The sequence below is a fragment of the Novosphingobium sp. genome, assembly GCF_040398825.1.
Taxonomy (GTDB): domain Bacteria; phylum Pseudomonadota; class Alphaproteobacteria; order Sphingomonadales; family Sphingomonadaceae; genus Novosphingobium.
In genome coordinates this window covers 139,897-157,558 of record NZ_JBBATI010000003.1, presented here as the reverse complement: position 1 = coordinate 157,558, position 17,662 = coordinate 139,897, and the positions used below count along the sequence as shown (strand labels likewise).

The 17,662-nt window shown below is 65.6% G+C and carries 15 protein-coding genes; 6 read left to right on the top strand and 9 right to left on the bottom strand.

Going from position 1 to position 17,662, the window contains the following annotated elements; genetic code table 11:
- The first annotated feature begins 5 nt into the window (after window positions 1-5).
- The 4 genes from ABWP89_RS03070 to ABWP89_RS03055 all read left to right on the top strand — a co-directional run bounded on the left by ABWP89_RS03070 (window position 6) and on the right by ABWP89_RS03055 (window position 5,082).
- Window positions 6-251: a sarcosine oxidase subunit delta gene (locus ABWP89_RS03070; protein WP_353227138.1), complete on the top strand. Its 246-nt coding sequence runs from the start codon at window positions 6-8 to the stop codon at window positions 249-251.
- The gene (locus tag ABWP89_RS03065; protein ID WP_353227136.1) at window positions 251-3,136 is read left to right on the top strand and encodes a 2Fe-2S iron-sulfur cluster-binding protein; all 2,886 of its coding nucleotides are present in this window, start codon (window positions 251-253) and stop codon (window positions 3,134-3,136) included. The genes ABWP89_RS03070 and ABWP89_RS03065 overlap by 1 nt, the downstream gene beginning before the upstream one ends.
- 1 nt (window position 3,137) lies before the next feature.
- The gene (locus tag ABWP89_RS03060; RefSeq protein WP_353227204.1) at window positions 3,138-3,620 is read left to right on the top strand and encodes a sarcosine oxidase subunit gamma family protein; all 483 of its coding nucleotides are present in this window, start codon (window positions 3,138-3,140) and stop codon (window positions 3,618-3,620) included.
- Window positions 3,621-3,723: 103 nt separating this feature from the next.
- Window positions 3,724-5,082 carry a spinster family MFS transporter gene (locus ABWP89_RS03055; protein ID WP_353227134.1) on the top strand — a complete coding sequence of 453 codons (1,359 nt, stop codon included), beginning with the start codon at window positions 3,724-3,726 and terminating at the stop codon, window positions 5,080-5,082.
- 46 nt (window positions 5,083-5,128) lie between these two features.
- On the opposite strand, the gene ABWP89_RS03050 is transcribed toward ABWP89_RS03055, so the two are convergent.
- From ABWP89_RS03050 to ABWP89_RS03020, 7 genes are all read right to left on the bottom strand, one after another.
- Window positions 5,129-5,533: a PilZ domain-containing protein gene (locus ABWP89_RS03050; RefSeq protein ID WP_353227132.1), complete on the bottom strand. Its 405-nt coding sequence runs from the start codon at window positions 5,531-5,533 to the stop codon at window positions 5,129-5,131.
- 114 nt (window positions 5,534-5,647) lie between these two features.
- Window positions 5,648-6,007, bottom strand: a complete 360-nt coding sequence (locus ABWP89_RS03045; RefSeq protein WP_353227130.1) for a hypothetical protein — start codon at window positions 6,005-6,007, stop codon at window positions 5,648-5,650.
- Between the two features lie 183 nt (window positions 6,008-6,190).
- Window positions 6,191-7,057 (bottom strand): HTD2 family dehydratase, encoded by an 867-nt coding sequence (locus ABWP89_RS03040; RefSeq protein ID WP_353227128.1) that lies wholly within the window; start codon window positions 7,055-7,057, stop codon window positions 6,191-6,193.
- The gene (locus tag ABWP89_RS03035; protein WP_353227126.1) at window positions 7,057-8,649 is read right to left on the bottom strand and encodes an acyl-CoA dehydrogenase family protein; all 1,593 of its coding nucleotides are present in this window, start codon (window positions 8,647-8,649) and stop codon (window positions 7,057-7,059) included. The genes ABWP89_RS03040 and ABWP89_RS03035 overlap by 1 nt, the downstream gene beginning before the upstream one ends.
- Window positions 8,646-9,878, bottom strand: a complete 1,233-nt coding sequence (locus ABWP89_RS03030) for an acetyl-CoA C-acetyltransferase (protein ID WP_353227124.1) — start codon at window positions 9,876-9,878, stop codon at window positions 8,646-8,648. The genes ABWP89_RS03035 and ABWP89_RS03030 overlap by 4 nt, the downstream gene beginning before the upstream one ends.
- On the bottom strand, window positions 9,875-11,074 hold the full coding sequence (locus ABWP89_RS03025; RefSeq protein ID WP_353227122.1) for a CoA transferase: 1,200 nt from the start codon (window positions 11,072-11,074) through the stop codon (window positions 9,875-9,877). The genes ABWP89_RS03030 and ABWP89_RS03025 overlap by 4 nt, the downstream gene beginning before the upstream one ends.
- Window positions 11,074-12,252 (bottom strand): acyl-CoA dehydrogenase family protein, encoded by a 1,179-nt coding sequence (locus ABWP89_RS03020; RefSeq protein WP_353227120.1) that lies wholly within the window; start codon window positions 12,250-12,252, stop codon window positions 11,074-11,076. Before ABWP89_RS03020 ends, ABWP89_RS03025 begins: the two co-directional genes overlap by 1 nt.
- Window positions 12,253-12,546: 294 nt before the next feature.
- Between ABWP89_RS03020 and ABWP89_RS03015 the strand changes: the two genes are divergently transcribed.
- Window positions 12,547-13,812: an HD-GYP domain-containing protein gene (locus ABWP89_RS03015; protein WP_353227118.1), complete on the top strand. Its 1,266-nt coding sequence runs from the start codon at window positions 12,547-12,549 to the stop codon at window positions 13,810-13,812.
- A gap of 335 nt (window positions 13,813-14,147) precedes the next feature.
- On the opposite strand, the gene ABWP89_RS03010 is transcribed toward ABWP89_RS03015, so the two are convergent.
- Window positions 14,148-15,779: an NAD(P)/FAD-dependent oxidoreductase gene (locus tag ABWP89_RS03010; protein ID WP_353227116.1), complete on the bottom strand. Its 1,632-nt coding sequence runs from the start codon at window positions 15,777-15,779 to the stop codon at window positions 14,148-14,150.
- A gap of 47 nt (window positions 15,780-15,826) precedes the next feature.
- On the bottom strand, window positions 15,827-16,144 hold the full coding sequence (locus tag ABWP89_RS03005; RefSeq protein WP_353227114.1) for a PilZ domain-containing protein: 318 nt from the start codon (window positions 16,142-16,144) through the stop codon (window positions 15,827-15,829).
- 230 nt (window positions 16,145-16,374) lie between these two features.
- Between ABWP89_RS03005 and ABWP89_RS03000 the strand changes: the two genes are divergently transcribed.
- Entirely contained in the window at window positions 16,375-17,661 is a 1,287-nt protein-coding gene (locus tag ABWP89_RS03000) for a dipeptidase (RefSeq protein ID WP_353227112.1), read from the top strand.
- The last annotated feature ends 1 nt before the right edge of the window (window position 17,662 follow it).

The window sequence follows — 17,662 nt, the reverse complement described above, 5'->3', positions numbered from 1 at the left end:
ACAAGATGCTGTTGATCCCGTGCCCGCATTGCGGCCCCCGCAACCAGGAAGAATTCGCCTACGAACGCAGCGTCGACAGCGTGGTGCGGATCGATGATGCGCCCGCTGTAGCGATGGCCGCGCTGTACACACGCGCCAATTTGCGCGGCGAAGATCACGAAATCTGGTGCCACGCGCATGGCTGTGGCCAATGGTTGCGGATGACGCGTGACCGCGTGACGCACGCGATTCGCAATGTGGAGGCGCTGTAATGGCCGCTTCGCACCGCACCGGTTCCGGCATTTCCGCGCAGACCGTGCCGTTCACCTTTGACGGCGTGGCCTATCAGGCACAGGCCGGCGATACGCTGGCGGCCGCGCTGATCGCCAATGGCGTGCAACTGATGGCGCGCAGTTTCAAATACCACCGCCCGCGCGGTGTGCTGGCGATGGGCAGCGAAGATCCTTCGGCGCTGGTGACGGTTGGCACGGGCGGGTGGCAGGAACCGAATGCGCGCGCCAGCGACGTGTTCGTCTATCCCGGGCTGGTCGCGCGCAGCCAGAACGTGTGGCCGTCGCTGCGGTTTGATGTGGGCGCGATCAATTCACTGCTGGCGCCGTTCATCCCGGCGGGGTTCTATTACAAGACATTCTTTGGCCCGCCGTCGCGCTGGATGCTGTATGAACGGTTTATCCGCCGCGCCGCCGGGCTGGGCATGCCGCCCAGCGTGGCCGATGCCGATACTTATGCCCATCGTGCGGCGTTTTGCGATGTACTGGTGGTGGGCGGAGGTCCCGCCGGGCTGAACGCGGCGCTGGCAGCGGCACAGGTGGGCAAGCGCGTGATCCTGATCGAACAGGATGCGATTGCCGGTGGCAGCCTGTTGCGCGAAAACGTGACAATCGATGGCCTGCCCGGTGCCGACTGGGCGCGCAGCATGATGGCGCAGATCACGGCGGCCGGTGGCCGCGTGCTGACCCGCACCACCGCCAGCGGCTATTGGGACGACAATTTCGTGACTGCGATCGAGCGGCGGGTGGAACCGGGCCAGCCGACGGAGCACGGCGCGACTGATCGGCCCGCGCAAGTTCTGTGGAAACTGCGCTGTGGCGAAGTGGTGCTGGCCACCGGCACGATCGAACGCCCGCTGGTGTTTGTCGACAACGATCTGCCCGGGGTGATGCTGGCGGGCGCGGCCCGCACGCTGGCGCTGCGCCATGGCGTGGCGCCTGGCCGCCGCGTGGTGATCGCCACCAGCCACGATGATGCCTATCGCACCGCGTTTGCGCTGGCGGCGGCAGGGGCAGAGGTGGTCGCGATCCTGGACAGCCGCGTGGCGCCAACCGGCGCGGTGATCGATGCCGCGCGCGTGCGGTTCCCGGTGCATGCCGATGCGCGCCCGTTGCGCGCGCTGCGCAGTGGCAACGGCGTGGGCGGGATCGAGGCGGTGATCGCGGGTGCGAAAAGACGTTTTACTGCCGATTGCATCGCGATGTCTGGGGGCGCCAGCCCGGTGCTGCACCTTCACCGCCAGGCTGGTGGCGCGCTCGATTATCACACCGACCGTGGCGCGTTTTTACCGGGGGCAGTGCGCCAGCACCACACCACGATCGGCGCGGCGGCCGGGACGCACGATCTGGTTGCGATCCTGCCCCAATCCACCGTGGTCGATCCGCTGGGCACGGCCACCCCGCCACAACCGGGCCCGGTGTGGCACGGCGAAGCGGCGGGCAAGGCCTTCGTCGATTTCCAGAACGATGTGACCACCGATGATCTGGCACTGGCGCAGCGCGAAGGTTACGTCTCGGTCGAGCACACCAAGCGCTATACCACGCTGGGCATGGGCACCGACCAGGGCAAGACCGCGGCGATGGTCGCGCTGGCGCAGATTGCCGATGGCCGCGGGCTGGCCGTGCCCGATGCCGGGCTGACCACGTTCCGCCCGCCCTATACCCCGGTCACACTGGGGGCTTTCGCGGGGCCGATGCGCGGGGACCACGCCGGGCCGATCCGGCGTTTGCCACTGGCAGGGGCGCACGACGCGCTGGGCGCGTTGTGGGTGCCGGCGGGGGCATGGATGCGCCCGCGCGCCTATCCGCGTCGCGGTGAAGCGCTGGGCGTTGCCAGTTTGCGAGAGGCGCGGATGGTGCGCAGTTCGGCCGGGGTGGTCGATGTTTCCACCCTGACCAAGTTCGAAGTGGCCGGGCCCGACGCGCTCGCAGTGGTCATGGCGGTTTGCGCTACGCCGCTGGCCAAGCTGGCGGTCGGGCGCGGGCGTTATACCGTGATGCTGCGCGAAGACGGGCTGGTGATGGATGATGGCACGGTCTGGCGGCTGGCAGATGACCGCTGGCTGGTTACCAGTTCAACCGGCGGCCTGGCGCGCATGGCGCGGCACTTTTCCTATGTCATCGATATTCTGCTGAATCACCCGCGCGCGACCGTGGTGGACGTCAGCGAACATTGGGCGGGACTGGCGCTGGCCGGGCCACACGCCGCAGCAGTGCTGGCCGATCTGACCGGGGTACCTTCGCCAGCGCACATGGGGCTGATCGATGCCACAATTGCCGGGGTGCCGGTGCGTATTCTGGGCGCCAGTTACAGCGGCGAACGCGCGTTTGAGGTGCATGTGCCGGGGCACCGGGCCGCGCCGGTGTTTGAAGCGCTGATGGCGGGTGTGACAGCGGTTGGTGGCGGGGCCTATGGTCTGGACGCGATGGACCACCTGCGCGTGGAAAAGGGCCATGTGGTGATCGGCGCCGAGGCTGACGGGCGGGTCACGCCCGGCGATCTGGGGCTGGGCGGTATGCTGCGCAAGACCGGCGGGTTTGTCGGCTGGCAGGGGCTGACGCGGCCGGTGCTGGCCGATCCGGCCGGACGGCGGCACCTGGTCGGGCTGACCGCGATCGACGATACGCCGATTGCGGAGGGCGCGATGCTGGTCGTGCGCGCGGGCGAAGAACCGCTGGGCCATGTGACCACCGCCGCACCACGCGTGGCCGGCGATGGCGCAATTGCGCTGGGGCTGCTGATCGATGGCGCCGCGCGCCATGGCGAAACCCTGGTGGCCTGGTCACCAACCCGGCGCAGCACCGTGCCCGTGCGAGTGGGTCCGCCGCTGTTCTATGATGCCGAAGGGGCGCGCTATCGTGACTGAGATGGTAGTGGCCCCGGCGGATACCCTGTTCGCGCTTGATCTGTGGCACGGCGCCGATCATGCGGCAGCGTCGGCGGCGCTGGGGTTTGCCCTGCCGGACGCGGGGCAGGGCGTGGCTGTTGCGGGCGGCACCGTATTGCGTGTTGGCCCGCGCCGGTGGTGGCTGAACGGCGCAGGGTTTGCGGACCTGACGCCTGGTGACCAGGGTGTGGTCACGCCAGTTGGTGGCGGGTGGACGCGGGTCACGCTGAATGGCGCAGGCTGGCGCGATCTGATCATGCAATCGGGGCTGATCGATGCCGAATCGGCACAATTCGGCAGTGGCAGCGTGGCGGTAACGCCCTTGCACCATGCGCGGTGCGCGGTTTTTGTGCGTGCCAATGACATTTGTGAAGTATTTGTTCCCAATAGTTATTCTGGTCATATCCTGTCGCATTGGGACCACCTTGGCTGGACACGCGTGACGGGTGCAAACCCTTCTTGAACGATTGCCGTTGGAACCGGGGGCGACATCTGGTCATACGGGTACAGGATCGATAAACATAAAGAATGGCGCGGGGGTAATCCGGCCATCGGGGGAATGAAGAATGGCGCAAGAACAGCGGGCAGCCGCACCGGTTGGTCTGTTTGCCGGGTCTGGAATTGGCGATATGACCCCGCGCCAGTGGTATGTGCTGGTGGTGCTGTCGCTGGTCTATGCCATCAACATTGCCGACCGCTATGTGATCAGCACCGTGATGGAATCGATCAAGCTCGATCTGCATGTCACCGACAGCGAACTGGCCTGGCTGACCGGAACGGCCCTCGCGGTGTTCTATGTGCTGGCCGGCATACCGATTTCGGCGCTGGCCGACCGTTACAACCGGCGCAACATCATTTCCGCCGCGCTGGTGATCTGGTCGGCGCTGACGGTGTTTACCGGGCTGTCGCGCACGTTTACGCAGATGTTTCTGGCGCGTATTGGCGTCGGCATCGGCGAAAGCGGGGGCACGCCGCCATCGACATCGATGCTGGCCGACTGGTTTCGTCCGCACCAGCGCACCTTTGCGCTGACGTTCTGGGCGCTGGGCGCATCGCTGGGGGCATGGGTCGGCGCCGATGTGGCGGGGCGGATTGCCGATGCCTATGGCTGGCGCGCGGCGTTCTATGCCATGGGCGTGCCGGGGCTGGTGATGGGCATCCTGATTTTCACCACCATCCGCGAACCGTTGCGCGGTGCGATGGATGGCGAAACCACCACAACCACCCGCGCCGCGGTTGAGCGCGCGCAAGTGAAAGTGCCGATCGTGGCCGCGCTGCGCACGATCCTGTCCCAGCCCGCCACCGTCCACCTGATGATGGGCAGTGCGGTCACCGCGCTGTGGGGTTGGGGCCTGATGTGGTGGACGCCGACTTATCTGCAGCGCGCCTATCACCTGACTGCTGGGCAGGCTGGCGAAATTCTGGGGCCGATGTATCTGATCGCCGGCAGCCTGGCGACCGTCGGCACCGGCTTGCTGATGGCCACCAGCCTGATGACCGATCCGAAACGCGTGCTGTGGCTGATGGCGCTGGTGGTCGGCGTGGTGACCGTGCCGTCGTTCTTTATCTATTGGACCGACAATCTGGCAGTGGCCAAGATCTGTTTGTGGATCCTGGTGCCGGCGATGTATTTTTACATCGGGCCATGCTTTGGCCTGCTCAACAACGTGGTGCCGCCGCAATTGCGCGCGATGGCATCGGCGGTCACGCTGCTGCTGGCCAACATCGCCAACCTGGTGATCGCGCCGCAATTTGTGGGCTATGTGTCTGACTATGTGGCCGGGCCGCATGGTGCCGATGCCGCGTCTTTGCGGATTGCGCTGTTGTTGCTGGCGCCGACCGGATTCTGGGCGACCTATCACTATATCGCCGCAACTCGGAAGATCGATGCCGAAGTGGCGCGGGTTCGCAACGCGGAATTTTGATGTGCGCCGGGCGCCGCGATGCGGTGCCCGGTTACCATAGCCGTGATCAAACGCGGCGGCGCGGCCCGTTTGACAGCGGGCTGTTGACGCGGTGCAGTGAACTCACGGTCCAGTCAGATTGTTCCTGCAACCGTGCCAGTTGGCGTTGCAATGTCGCGCTGATGGCGTCGGTATCGACGGTTCCGGTCAGTTCCACGCCAAAGGCATTGTTGCGCAACCAGCGCACCACACCAGCCAGATCGTCCGAACCGGGCAGGCGGATGGTGACCAGTTCGCCAATCGCCGGCGGCTTGTCCTTGGCCGTTACGCCAACCCCGCGTTCGGACAGGTTGCGCACCACGATCGGGATTTCGGCGCCATTGGCCAATCGCAATGTGCCGCGCACCAGACGTGCACGGCGATTTTCGCGCAGCAACGATCCTGAAACCGGTTGCCGGTCCATGAACGACATCGTGATTTATCCCGTCACCAACAGTGTACTGTCGGAACTGCCGTCCGACAGGTTTTCCCCGAAACGGTGATACGCGATTTTTGTAAACGGAACGTTGCGAATGACCGACGAATCTCAGCCCGCGATCATGCTCAGGGCCGCAATCTGGGCCGGCGAATAGCCCTGCTGTTCCAGCCGTCCGGCCAGCGCATCGACATCGGGCCCATGGCGGGCGGATTCGCACAGAAAATCGCGCAAGGGTGCCAGGTCGGCCGCAACTTCGGGCGCGACTGCCACGCGCATGCCCGGCACGATCCGGCGGATTTTGGCAAGGCCCCGTCGCACCGGGCCGGACTGCTGGTCGCCACAGCGCAACCCTTCGACCGCGCGCAGCGCGCGTTGTACCCCGCGCCATTCACCCGGGCTCAACGTCGGTATGGGCGGGTGCGCTGCTGTGCCGGAATCGCCACGCGTCTGGGTATTGCGAGCAGGCATGATCAAACCACCAGGTGATAAAAGCGACAGGACGGGGGCGGGCGTGGCCCGTCTGGCCCGCCACAAGCGCCCTAATGTCAATCGGTTGGTTTCAGTTTCCTGAACAGTTCGACGGGGCGTGGCGCCCTCGTGCCGAGCCGTGTGGGGCCGTGCTGTTCAATGCTTTGTTGTGATGTTTTTGCATCACCCGCCGGTTGCGGGCATGACTTGCGCAGTGGCCGCCATCACTTGCCGGCCATCGTCGGCAAAGGCAGCCAGATCAAGTCCATCCGCCGTTTCGCGCAAGACCAGATGCAAGGGTTCATCGGCGATGGCGGGGGACGCCCCGCGAAACCGGAATGATGCCAGCCGGTCGCCGCCCAGATGTCGCCGCGCCAGATCGATCAGCAGACTGGCGATCAAAGGCCCCTGCACGACCAGCCCGCGATAGCCTTCTGCCTGGGTCGCATAAGGCCAGTCATAGTGAATGCGGTGGCTGTTGAAGGTGAGCGCGGAATAGCGGAACAGCAGCGCTGGCCCTGGCCGCACGGTGCGGGTCAGCAACCACGGCGCAGGGTCAAAGTGCCCAGGTGCGGGCGTAGGAACCAATGCGGCCCCGGGCGGCGCGGCGGCGCGATAGACCAGGCTTTGCGTTTCCGACACCAGCACATGATCGTGGCGGGCAAGGTCATGGGCGATTTCGACAAACACCAGCGGCCCGCTGGTTCCGGTCTTGGCGGTCACGGCGATTACCCGTGATGTGCGCACCACGCCGGCGCCAACCGGCAGGGGGCCATGAAATTGCAAGGTGCCTGCGGCCCACATCCGGCGCGGCAGTGGCACCGGTGGCAATAGCGCATGTTCCGCCGAATCGCGCTGCGGGTGGCCGTCGCTGCCCAGCTGCATGGTCAGGGCCTGTGGTGGCGCCAGGCACCAATGTAATCCGAGCGGTGCGCTGCCATCAACCGGACCTTCGCGGTCCAGCGTGGCGCACCAGCGCGCGACCAGCCCGGCATCGACCCGGTCGCCATGCTGCTCGCTGCGGCCGATCCACGCGTCCCATTCGCCCATCAGTTGCGTGTGGCCAGCAGGCCGCGCGCGATCACTTGTGCCTGGATTTCGGCCGCGCCTTCAAAAATATTCAGAATGCGTGCGTCGCACAGCACGCGGCTGATTTCGTATTCCAGCGCATAGCCATTGCCGCCGTGGACCTGCAGTGCGGCATCGGCGTTGGCCCAGGCGGTTCGCGCGGCGTGCAGCTTGGCCATGCCCGCCTCGATATCGCAGCGTTTGCCGGTGTCCTTGGCGCGCGCCGCCGCATAGGTCAGCTCGCGCGCCATGACCCAATCGACTGCAGACATCGCCAGTTTGTCGGCCACGCGGGGAAAATGGACGATCGCGCGGCCAAACTGTTTGCGCGTGCAGGCATAATCCAGCCCCAGTTCCAGCGCGCGCCGCGCCACGCCCACCGCGCGTGCGGCGGTCTGGATACGCGCGCCTTCGAATGTGCGCATCAGCTGTTTGAAACCCTGGCCCTGTTCGCCGCCCAGCAGCGCATCGGCCGGCGCGGTCAGATCATCGAATTGCAGCGCATATTCGCGCATTCCGCGATAGCCCAACACCTCGATTTCGCTGCCGGTCATGCCCGCCGCGGGGAACGGATCGGCCTCGGTCCCGCGCGGTTTGGGCACCAGCAGCATCGACAGCCCGGCATAGCCACTGGCATCGGGCAGCGTGCGGCATAGCAGGGTCATCAGATCGGACCGGCTGGCGTGGGTGATCCAGGTCTTGGCGCCCGCGATGGTCCATTGCCCATCATCCAGCCGCGCGCGCGTCTGCAACGCGCCCAGGTCCGACCCGGTATCGGGTTCGGTGAACACCGCGGTCGGCAACACTTCGCCGCGGGCGATGCGTGGCAGCCAATAGTCCTTTTGCGTATCGGTGCCGCCCAGCGCGATCAGTTCGCCGGCGATTTCCGAACGCGTACCCAGTGATCCGGCGCCGATCCAGCCGCGCGACAGTTCTTCGGTGATCACGCACATCACCAGTTTGTCGAGGCCAAGCCCGCCATATTGTTCGGGGATGCACACGCCAAAGGTGCCGAGATCGGCCATTGCCGCGACCGTGGCATCGGGGATCAGCGCGTTGTCGAGGTGCCAGCGATGCGCGTGGGGCACGATTTCGCTGTCGGTAAACCGCCGGAACTGGTCGCGGATGGTATCAAGTTCGGCATCGCCAAACGCTTCGCTGGGCCATTGGCCCTGCGCCAGCGCGGCGGCCAGTTCGGCCCGTACCGGCGCCAGATCGGCATCAATCCATTCGCCAACCGCTTCACGCAGCCGCTGCGCTGCGGCGCCGAGCCCCAGATCGGCCGGGCGCACCAGTTCGTTCTGCCCCATCGGCAGCCCGCCAACGATCTGCGCCAATGTTTCGGCAAAGGCGATCCGTTCCACCAGCGCATCGACCGGGTTGGTATCGCTGTTGCGCGCGCGCCACTGCGCGACAGCCTGCAGCGCGGCGACGCTGGTCGCCACCCAGGCAAAGCCATGCGCGGCGCGCTGTTCCTGATCGATACTGCGGTGCGCCAGCCGGTCGATGAGCGCGGTGCGCGCCTCGGCCAGATAGAGTTCGGCGGCGGTGAGGGCAGTGGTGGTTGCGGTCATGCCGCGCGCTCAAACACCGCAGCGATCCCCTGGCCACCGCCGATGCACATCGTTTCCAGCCCGTAACGCCCATCGCGCCGCACCAGTTCGCGCGTCAGGTTGGCCAGAATCCGCCCCCCGGTGGCGCCGATCGGGTGGCCAAGCGAGATGCCCGATCCATTGACATTCAGCAGGTCGAGCCGGCTGTCATCGTCGGACCAGCCCCAGCCTTTCAGCACGGCCAGCACCTGCGGGGCAAACGCCTCGTTCAGTTCGACCAGGTCGATCTGGTCCCAGGTCAGCCCGGTGCGCGCAAACAGACGCTCCACCGCCGGAACCGGGCCGATCCCCATCCGCGCCGGGTCGCAGCCCGCCGCCGCCCACGAATGGAACCAGGCGATCGGGGTCAGCCCCAGTTCGTCCAGCTTGTCTTCGGCCACCACCAGGCAGGCGGCGGCAGCATCGTTCTGCTGGCTGGCATTGCCGGCGGTGACCACCGCGCCGGGGATCGTTTTGGCCTCGATCGCGCGCAGCTTGCCCAGCGATTCCACCGTCGCATCGGGGCGATAGCCTTCGTCGTGGTCAAACAGGACCGGATCGCCCTTTTTCTGCGGGATCGCGACCGGCACCAGTTCATCCGCAAACAGCCCGGCGGCCCAGGCCGCAGTGGCGCGGCTGTGCGACCGTGCAGCATAGGCATCGGCGGCTTCGCGGGTAATGCCGTAATCGCGCGCCAGGTTTTCGGCGGTTTCAATCATGCCCGAAATCACGCCAAAGCGTTCGACCGGCTGCGACATCAGCCGCCCGCGCGTCAGCCGGTCGTGCAGCACCAGATTGCCGGCGCGCAAGCCTTTGCGGATGTCGGTGGAATAATGTTCGACGTTGGACATCGATTCAACGCCGCCCGCCACCACCACATCGGCGGCGCCGGTCTGCACCATCATCGCCGCGTTGACCACCGCCTGCAACCCCGATCCGCAGCGGCGATCGACCTGGTATCCCGGCACATCGATCGGCAGCCCGGCGGCCAGCCACGACCAGTGGCCGATGGCGGGTGCCTCACCATTGCCATAGCCCTGGGCAAAGATCACGTCGTCGACCCGCGCGGGATCGATGCCGCTGCGCGCGATCAGCGCCTTCAGGATCACCGCACCCAGGTGTCCGGCAGTCAAGGGCGCCAGCGCGCCGCCGAATTTGCCAACAGGTGTGCGCAGGGGGGCAACGATGGCGGCGCGGCGTAATGGGGTCATGTCGTGGTTCCTGCTATGCCAGTATCGATAAGGTGGGCCACTTCGCCCGATGACAGCCCCAGCCGTTCGGTCAAGACCGCCTCGGTATCTGCGCCATTGCGCGGGGCGGGGCGGGGTGGCTGGCGGGTCATCGCCGGCAGCGTGGCGAACGCGCCTGCTGCGGGATAGACCGCGCCGCTGGGGTTTTCACACGCGCCGAACAGCGGATTGTTGGCGACCAGCGCAGGGTCGGCCACGGCGGCATGCATCGGGCGATAGGCCGAATAGACAATGCCGCCGGCATCGAACGCAGTTGCCAGATCGGCATGCGCACGTGCGCCGATCGCAGACTCAAACAAGGGAAACAGCGCGTCGCGGTGGTTGAAGCGCGCGCCATCGTCGGCGGCGAACGACACGCCGCGTGTGACCTCTACCGCAGCAATCGCGTCGCCCAGGCCCAGCGCCGCCACCAGATTGGCCCATTGCCGGTGAGTGACGACCACGATCATCGTGCGCACGCCATCGCCGGTCACGAAATCGCGCCCGAACAGGCCGAACACGGTGTTGCCCAGCCGTGGCCGGTCGGCGCCGGTGGTGATCACCTCGGCCAGGCTGCCCAGATTGGCGACGGTGCCGATCGCGACATCCGACAGCGGCAGGCGCACTTCGCCCCCGGCGCCGGTCATATCGCGGTGGCGCAGCGCCGCCAGCAGCGCAAACGCGGCATAGGACCCCGTCAACAGGTCCCACGCCGGCAGCACATGGTTGACCGGATCGGGGCCATCGCCGGTCAACATGGGATAGCCGACGGCGTTGTTGACGGTGTAATCCAGAGCCGGGCTGCCATCGGCCCAGCCCATCACGCGCACCGTAATCAGGTCTGCGCGCCCCGCCGCCAGCGTGTCATGCGCCAGAAACCCCTTCGCTGGAAAATTGGTGACGAATTGCCCGGTCGCGCGCACCAGCGCCTGCAACAGTTCGCGGCCCTGTGGATGCGACAGATCAAGCGCGACCGAACGTTTGGCGCGGTTGAGGTTTTCCCAATAGAGCGAATCGTTGCCCGGCGTGACCGGCCAGCGGCGATAATCCGGCCCGCCGCCGATCTGGTCAACGCGGATCACCTCTGCGCCCATTTGCGCCAGATACAGCCCGCATGTGGGGGAGGCGACGAACGATGACGCTTCGATCACCGTAAGACCGGTCAGCAGCGGGTACATCAGGCGGCGCCCGCGGCGAAATCGCGCAGCATCTGTTTGGCGATCACCAGTTGCATGATCTGCGTAGTGCCTTCGTAAATGCGATAGATGCGCGCATCGCGGAAAAACCGTTCGGCCTCGTATTCCGCAAGGTAACCGGCGCCGCCGTGGATCTGCACGCAGCGATCGGCGACGCGGCCACACATTTCGGACGCGAACATCTTGAACGCGGCGGCCTCTTTCAGCACTTTGGCGCCGCTGTCGGCCCGGGCAATGGCATCGCGCATCATGCATTGCGCGGCATAGATTTCGGCATAACTGTCAGCCAGCATCGCCTGGATCAGCTGAAAATTGGCGATTGGTTCGCCAAATGCCTTGCGTTCGGTGGCATAGCGCGTGGCGGTGTCGAGCATGCGCCGGGCATAGCCGGTGCTGGCCGCGCCCACCGACAGCCGCCCGTTGTCCAGGCTTTGCATCGCGGTGGCAAAGCCGCGGCCTTCTTCACCGCCCAGCAGCGCGTCGCCGGGCACGAACACGTCGTCAAATATCAGATCGCCGATCTGGCTGCCGGACTGGCCCATCTTTTTATCGGGCGTGCCGCGCGACACACCGGCGCTGTCGAGCGGGACCAGAAACGCCGAAATATGCGCATTGCGGGGCAGGTTTTCGCGCGCCGTACGCGCCATCACCAGCGCCACTTTGGCATAGGGCGCGTTGGTGATGTAGCGTTTGGTGCCGTTGAGCACATAACCGTTGCCACTGCGCACCGCGGTGGTTTGCAGCCCCGCCGAATCCGACCCCGAACCTGGCTCGGTCAATCCAAACGCGGCGATTTCGCCGGCGGCCAGGCGCGGCAGCCAGTGCGCCTGCTGTTCGGGCGTACCGGCGTTCTTTATCGCCGAACAGACCATGCCGATGTTGATCGAAATGATCGAACGAAACGCCGGCATGGCATAGGACAGCGTGTGGATCGTTTCGATATATTGCGACACGTTCATGCCCGCGCCGCCGAATTGTTCGGGCATGGTCAGCCCGAACAGGCCCATATCGGCCATTTCCTGACGCAGCGCAGCGGGGATGCCGTCCTGGGCTATCACCTCGGCCTCGGCCGGGATCAGCCGTTCGCGGACATAGCGTTCCAACTGGTCATGGAACTGGGCAAAGGTGGCTGGGTCCATGCCGGGGTTGGTGCTGGTCATCGGGTGGTTGTCCCTGTCCTCGGTTCTGCGGCGTTGGCATCCCGGCCAGCGCTGCCCTGCGTTGCGCTATCTGGCAAGGTTCTTACGGGGGCAAGCGTCGCGGCGGCGGTGCTTCGCAGGTTGGTGTTTCGGAAGGCGCTATCGGGGAAGGCCAGCGGTTTCAACCGTTGTGCTGCGAATTTTGTCACGCCGGGCATGCCGTTCGCGCGCTACGCACTGTTGCGTAGCGCGCGGGCAGCGCGGTGTTGAACCGCGCCGTGCGACGGTACCCGCTGCTCTGCACGTCCGGCGACCATGTTGAAACGTATCCGCACCGATCAGGTTGAGCTGGGGATGTTCATTCACCGGCTGGAAGGCAACTGGTTCCGCCATCCGTTCTGGAAGGCGCGCTTTTTGCTGGATGACCCCGCGCGCCTGGCGGCCCTGCATGCCAGCGCGGTGGAATGGGTGCTGATCGATGCGGCGCTGGGGCGCATTCCCGATCATGCCCGCCCATCGCCCGCACAAACGGAAACAATTGCGAGTGCGCCGCCGGCGGATCGCGGTGCCGGGGCCGCTCCGCCCGGGCGGCGTCTGGCTGAACTGTCGCCCGAAATCGCGCGCGCCGATCGCCTGGCACGCCAGGCGGGCAAGGCGGTCAATTGCCTGTTTCTGGAGGCGCGGTTGGGCAAGCATATCGCCGCCAGCGATGTCGAACCGGTGATCGAGGATATCTATGCCTCGATCCAGCGCAACATCTATGCTTTCAATGGTCTGCTGCTGTGCCAGAACGATCAGGTGCATCTGTACCGCCACGCGCTGGCCGTGTCGGCGCTGATGATCGCGCTGGCGCGGGCGATGCGGCTGTCACCGGACGCCACGCGCGAAGCCGGCATGGTCGGGCTGTTGATGGATATTGGCCTGGCGCAGCTGTCGGCAGACGCGGGGCTGGCCGATTGTCGCGACTTGCCCGATGATCAGGCGCAGGGCCATGTCATTCACGGCCTGATCCTGCTGCGCGCCGCTGGCGACATTCCGCTGGCGGTGTTGAACGCCTGCCTGCAACACCATGAACGCATCGATGGCAGCGGCTATCCCCATGGTCTGGCAGGCGATGCGATCGGCCAATATGCGCGGATGGCCGCGCTGTGCGACGATTATGCCACGCTGGTGACCGGATCGCAGGACTATGCCCCGCGCGATCCAGCCAGCGCGATTGCCCGGCTGCAAGCGGGCGGTGCGGCCTATGATGGCGCGCTGGTTGAACGCCTGACCGAGGCGGTCGGGGTCTATCCGATCGGATCGTTCGTGCGCCTGCGCAGTGGCCGGCTGGCGATGGTGGTCGATCAGGATGATGGCGACAGCGCGCTGCCGGTGGTGCGGATTTTTGCAATGCTGTCGCACGATCCCACAGCCGGCCCCGCCATGACGCCGCTGCGCCCGACCACCTTGGCGCTGGGGCATTGTTATGGCGAAGACCGGATCGATGGCATTGTTGACCCGGCTAGCCTGGGGCTGCCGCCGTTGGAATCGTTGCGCGGGGACCTGATGGCCGGGGCGATTCGCAGCGCCGTGCGCTGATCCGCCGCAGTTGCCGATGCGATGACCGGTCCGGCGTAAAAAAAGGGCCGGCCAGTTGCCTGGCCGGCCTTGAAAGTTTTGGGAGAGGATGCCTGAAAGGCAGGATCGGAATGGACCGGCGTGACCGATTGTGCAAGTGCGAAAGAAGCCTAAGGGCTTGCGCAAAAGGCAATTAACCCGCCCTGCTGCGTCCTGCTATCCTTTAAATTTATGATAAGTATTGATTTATAGTGTCAATCCAGCGTCGCGACGGTGGCTGCGCGTTATTCATTTACCATGATATTGGGGTTGCTTTGCGATCTTGCCGCAATGCAGCGAATTTCGGATGGAACATTTCAGGTGGGGCGAGCCAGCAGTTCCATGGCCAGTGCTTCGGCCACCTTGATGCCATCGACCGCCGCCGACAGGATGCCGCCGGCATAACCGGCGCCTTCGCCCGCCGGGTACAACCCGCGCGTGTTCAGGCTTTGCAGATCGGCCCCGCGGCCGAACCGTACGGGTGATGAGGTGCGGGTTTCGACCCCGGTCATGATCACGTCGGGGTGATCATAGCCGGGGATCTGGCGGCCGAACACCGGCAGCGCTTCGCGGATCGCGCTGATCACATAGTCGGGCAGGCACTGGCCGAGATCGGTCAAGTGCACCCCCGGCTGGTACGATGGCACGACGCTGCCAAACGCGCCCGATGACGCGCGCCCGGCCAGCAGATCGCCCACTTTCTGCCCTGGCGCGCAATAATTGCTGCCCCCGGCGGTATAGGCCAGGCTTTCCCATTTGCGCTGAAACGCGATGCCCGCCAGCGGCCCGCCGGGATAATCGCGCGACGGGTCGATATCGACCACCAGCCCCGAATTGGCGTTGAATTCGGCACGCGAATACTGGCTCATGCCGTTGGTTACCACGCGGCCCGGTTCGCTGGTGGCGGCGACCACGCGCCCGCCCGGACACATGCAGAAACTGTAAACGGTGCGGCCATTGCGCGCCTGGTGCGTGGCGGCATAGGACGCCGGTCCCAGCACCGGATTACCGGCAAACGTGCCATAGCGCGCGCGGTCGATCCACCCTTGCGGATGTTCGATGCGCACGCCGATGGCAAAGGGTTTGGCGACCGCGTGCACGCCCCGGTCGCACAGCGCCTCAAACGTGTCGCGCGCCGAATGGCCGACCGCGACGATCACCTGCGCCGCCGGCAAGACACTGCCATCGGACAAGTGCAGCGCGGCAATCGAGCGCGTGCCCGCGGCATCGGTGGCGATTTCAAAATCATCGACGCGGGTTTCAAAACGGTATTCGCCGCCCAGCGCTTCGATCGTATCGCGAATGCTCATGACCATGGTCACCAGCCGGAACGTGCCGATATGCGGGTGCGCCTCGGTCAGGATGTCGGCGGGTGCGCCGGCCTTGACGAATTCCACCAGCACCTTGCGCCCCAGATGGCGCGGGTCCTTGATCCGGCTGTACAATTTGCCGTCGGAAAAGGTGCCGGCGCCGCCTTCGCCGAATTGCACGTTGGATTCAGGGGTCAGCACTGACCGCCGCCACAGCGCCCAGGTGTCCTTGGTACGTTCGCGCACCGCCTTGCCGCGTTCGATGATGATCGGTTTCAGCCCCATCTGCGCCAGCACCAGCGCCGCCATCAACCCGCATGGGCCGGCACCGATCACCACCGGGCGCGGCCCGTTCCAGTCGGCCGGCGCGCGCACGGGAAACCGGTACAGCGTATCCGGGGCGGGGCGCAGATCCTTGTCCCCGGCGTGGCTGGCGGCGACTGCGGCCTCATCACGCAGCGTGACGTCGACTGCATAGACCAGTTGGATCGCCGATTTGCGCCGCGCGTCGTTGCCGCGTTTGGCCACGGCAAAGCGCAGCAGATCCTCTGGCGCGATCCGCAACCGCTGGCAGATCGCAGCGGCCAGATCGTCGGGGCCATGGTCGAGCGGGAGTTTGAGATCGGTCAGGCGAAGCATGTGGCGTCCCTATACGCCCGCGCGCCATCGCGAAAGGTGCCACACTATCAGTGCGTGTCGAGCGATACGATCCGTTCAAACACCGCCGGGTGCAACGCTTCATCAAATTCGCAGCCGATATCGAAACGATCGACCCATTTCACGGTGGCGCGGCGCGGGGGCAGGCCGGGCAGGGTGATCCACAGCGCCTCACCAATGCGCAGCCGTTCCATCGCCGCCAGCCGCACGCCGTGGCACGACAGGTCCAGCGTCACCCCGGCCATCCGCACGGTTGACCGCCGATACTGGACCTTGGCGCTGATCCCCTGCCGGGATGACCGGCGCGGCAGCAAGGTGCGCGATGATGATTGCTCTGACGCGATCATGGTGATGCCTGTTGTTCGGGCAATGGGCCGTGTGCCATGCTTACGTGATAGCCCTTAATATCGGGTTATGATTGCTCCGGCCCCATGCAGAATTGATACGCACGGCTTTTGCGTTTGACTCAACCGGTGACAATGCAAAAGCTGTGCCCGCGATCGACAGGTGGTCGTGCTGGAAACAACGGGAATCGGGCATGGACAGATCAGCGCCAGGATGTGGCACACGAAACGCAATGCTGCGCCGCCGGTTGGGCACGGCAATGCTGGCGGGTGTGGCGTTGATCGGGGCAGCGCCGCTGTCGGCGCGCCCGGTGCGGCATGCAACGGCCGCGCGTCCCGGCGCGGAAACGGTTGCCGGGGTTTCGCCGGCGGATATGCGGCTGCACCGGTCGCTGCTGACGCTGGATACCCACCTGGATACGCCGGCGTCGCTGATCATTCCCGGCTGGTCGATCGTCGATCGCCATGATGTGCATGGTGATTTTACCCAGGTTGACGTGCCGCGCATGAAACAGGGGCACCTCGATGGCGGGTTCTGGGCGATCTTCACGCCGCAGGGCGCGCTGACCCCGGCGGCCACGCACGCCGCGCGCGACGCGGCGATGATGCGCGGGGTGGCCATCCGCGAAATGGTCGCGGCCCATCCGGCGGTGTTTGCGCTGGCCGACAAGGCCGCCGATGCCGCGAAATTTGCCGCATCCGGCCGGATCGTGGTGTACGAATCGATCGAAAACGCCTGGCCGCTGGGTGATGATGTCAGCCTGCTGGGCACTTTTTATCGCCTGGGCGTGCGTATTTCGGGCTTTGCCCATTTTCGCAACAACCAGTTCGCCGACAGTTCGACCGACAAGGAGCAATGGGGCGGGCTGAGCCCGGCGGGCAAAGTGCTGCTGGCGGAAATGAACCGGCTGGGCGTGGTGCCGGATCTGTCGCACAGTTCGGACAAGGCGCTGGACGATGCGCTGGCCCTGTCAAAGGCGCCGTTGGTGTTGACTCATTCGGGCTGCCGCGCGGTGTTCGATCATCCGCGCAATATCGATGATGCGCACCTGCGCGCGTTGTCGGCGCTGGGCGGAGTGATCCAGATCAACACCGTCTATGTCAAAGCGGAAAAGCCCAATCCACCGCGTGATGCGGCGATGAAGGCGTTGTCGGAAAAATACCCCGAAAATCGTGCATTGGCCCCGGCCGAACGTGCCGCGTTCCTGGCCGAACGGCGTTCGATCGAGTCGCAGTATCCGGCGACTGACGGTTCGACGTTTGACGACGTCATGGCCAACCTGCTGCACGCGATCAAGATTGCCGGGGTCGACCATGTCGGCATTGGTGCCGATTGGGACGGCGGCGGCGGCGCGATCGGGCTGGAAGATGTGGCCAGCCTGCCCAAGATCACCGCCGCTTTGGTCAAGGCCGGTTACAGCCGTGACGATATTGCCAAGATCTGGTCGGGCAACGTCCTGCGCGTGCTGGCCGCTGCCGAAGCCGAAGCCGCGCGCGAGGCAGCCGCGCCGCCGACGTAAA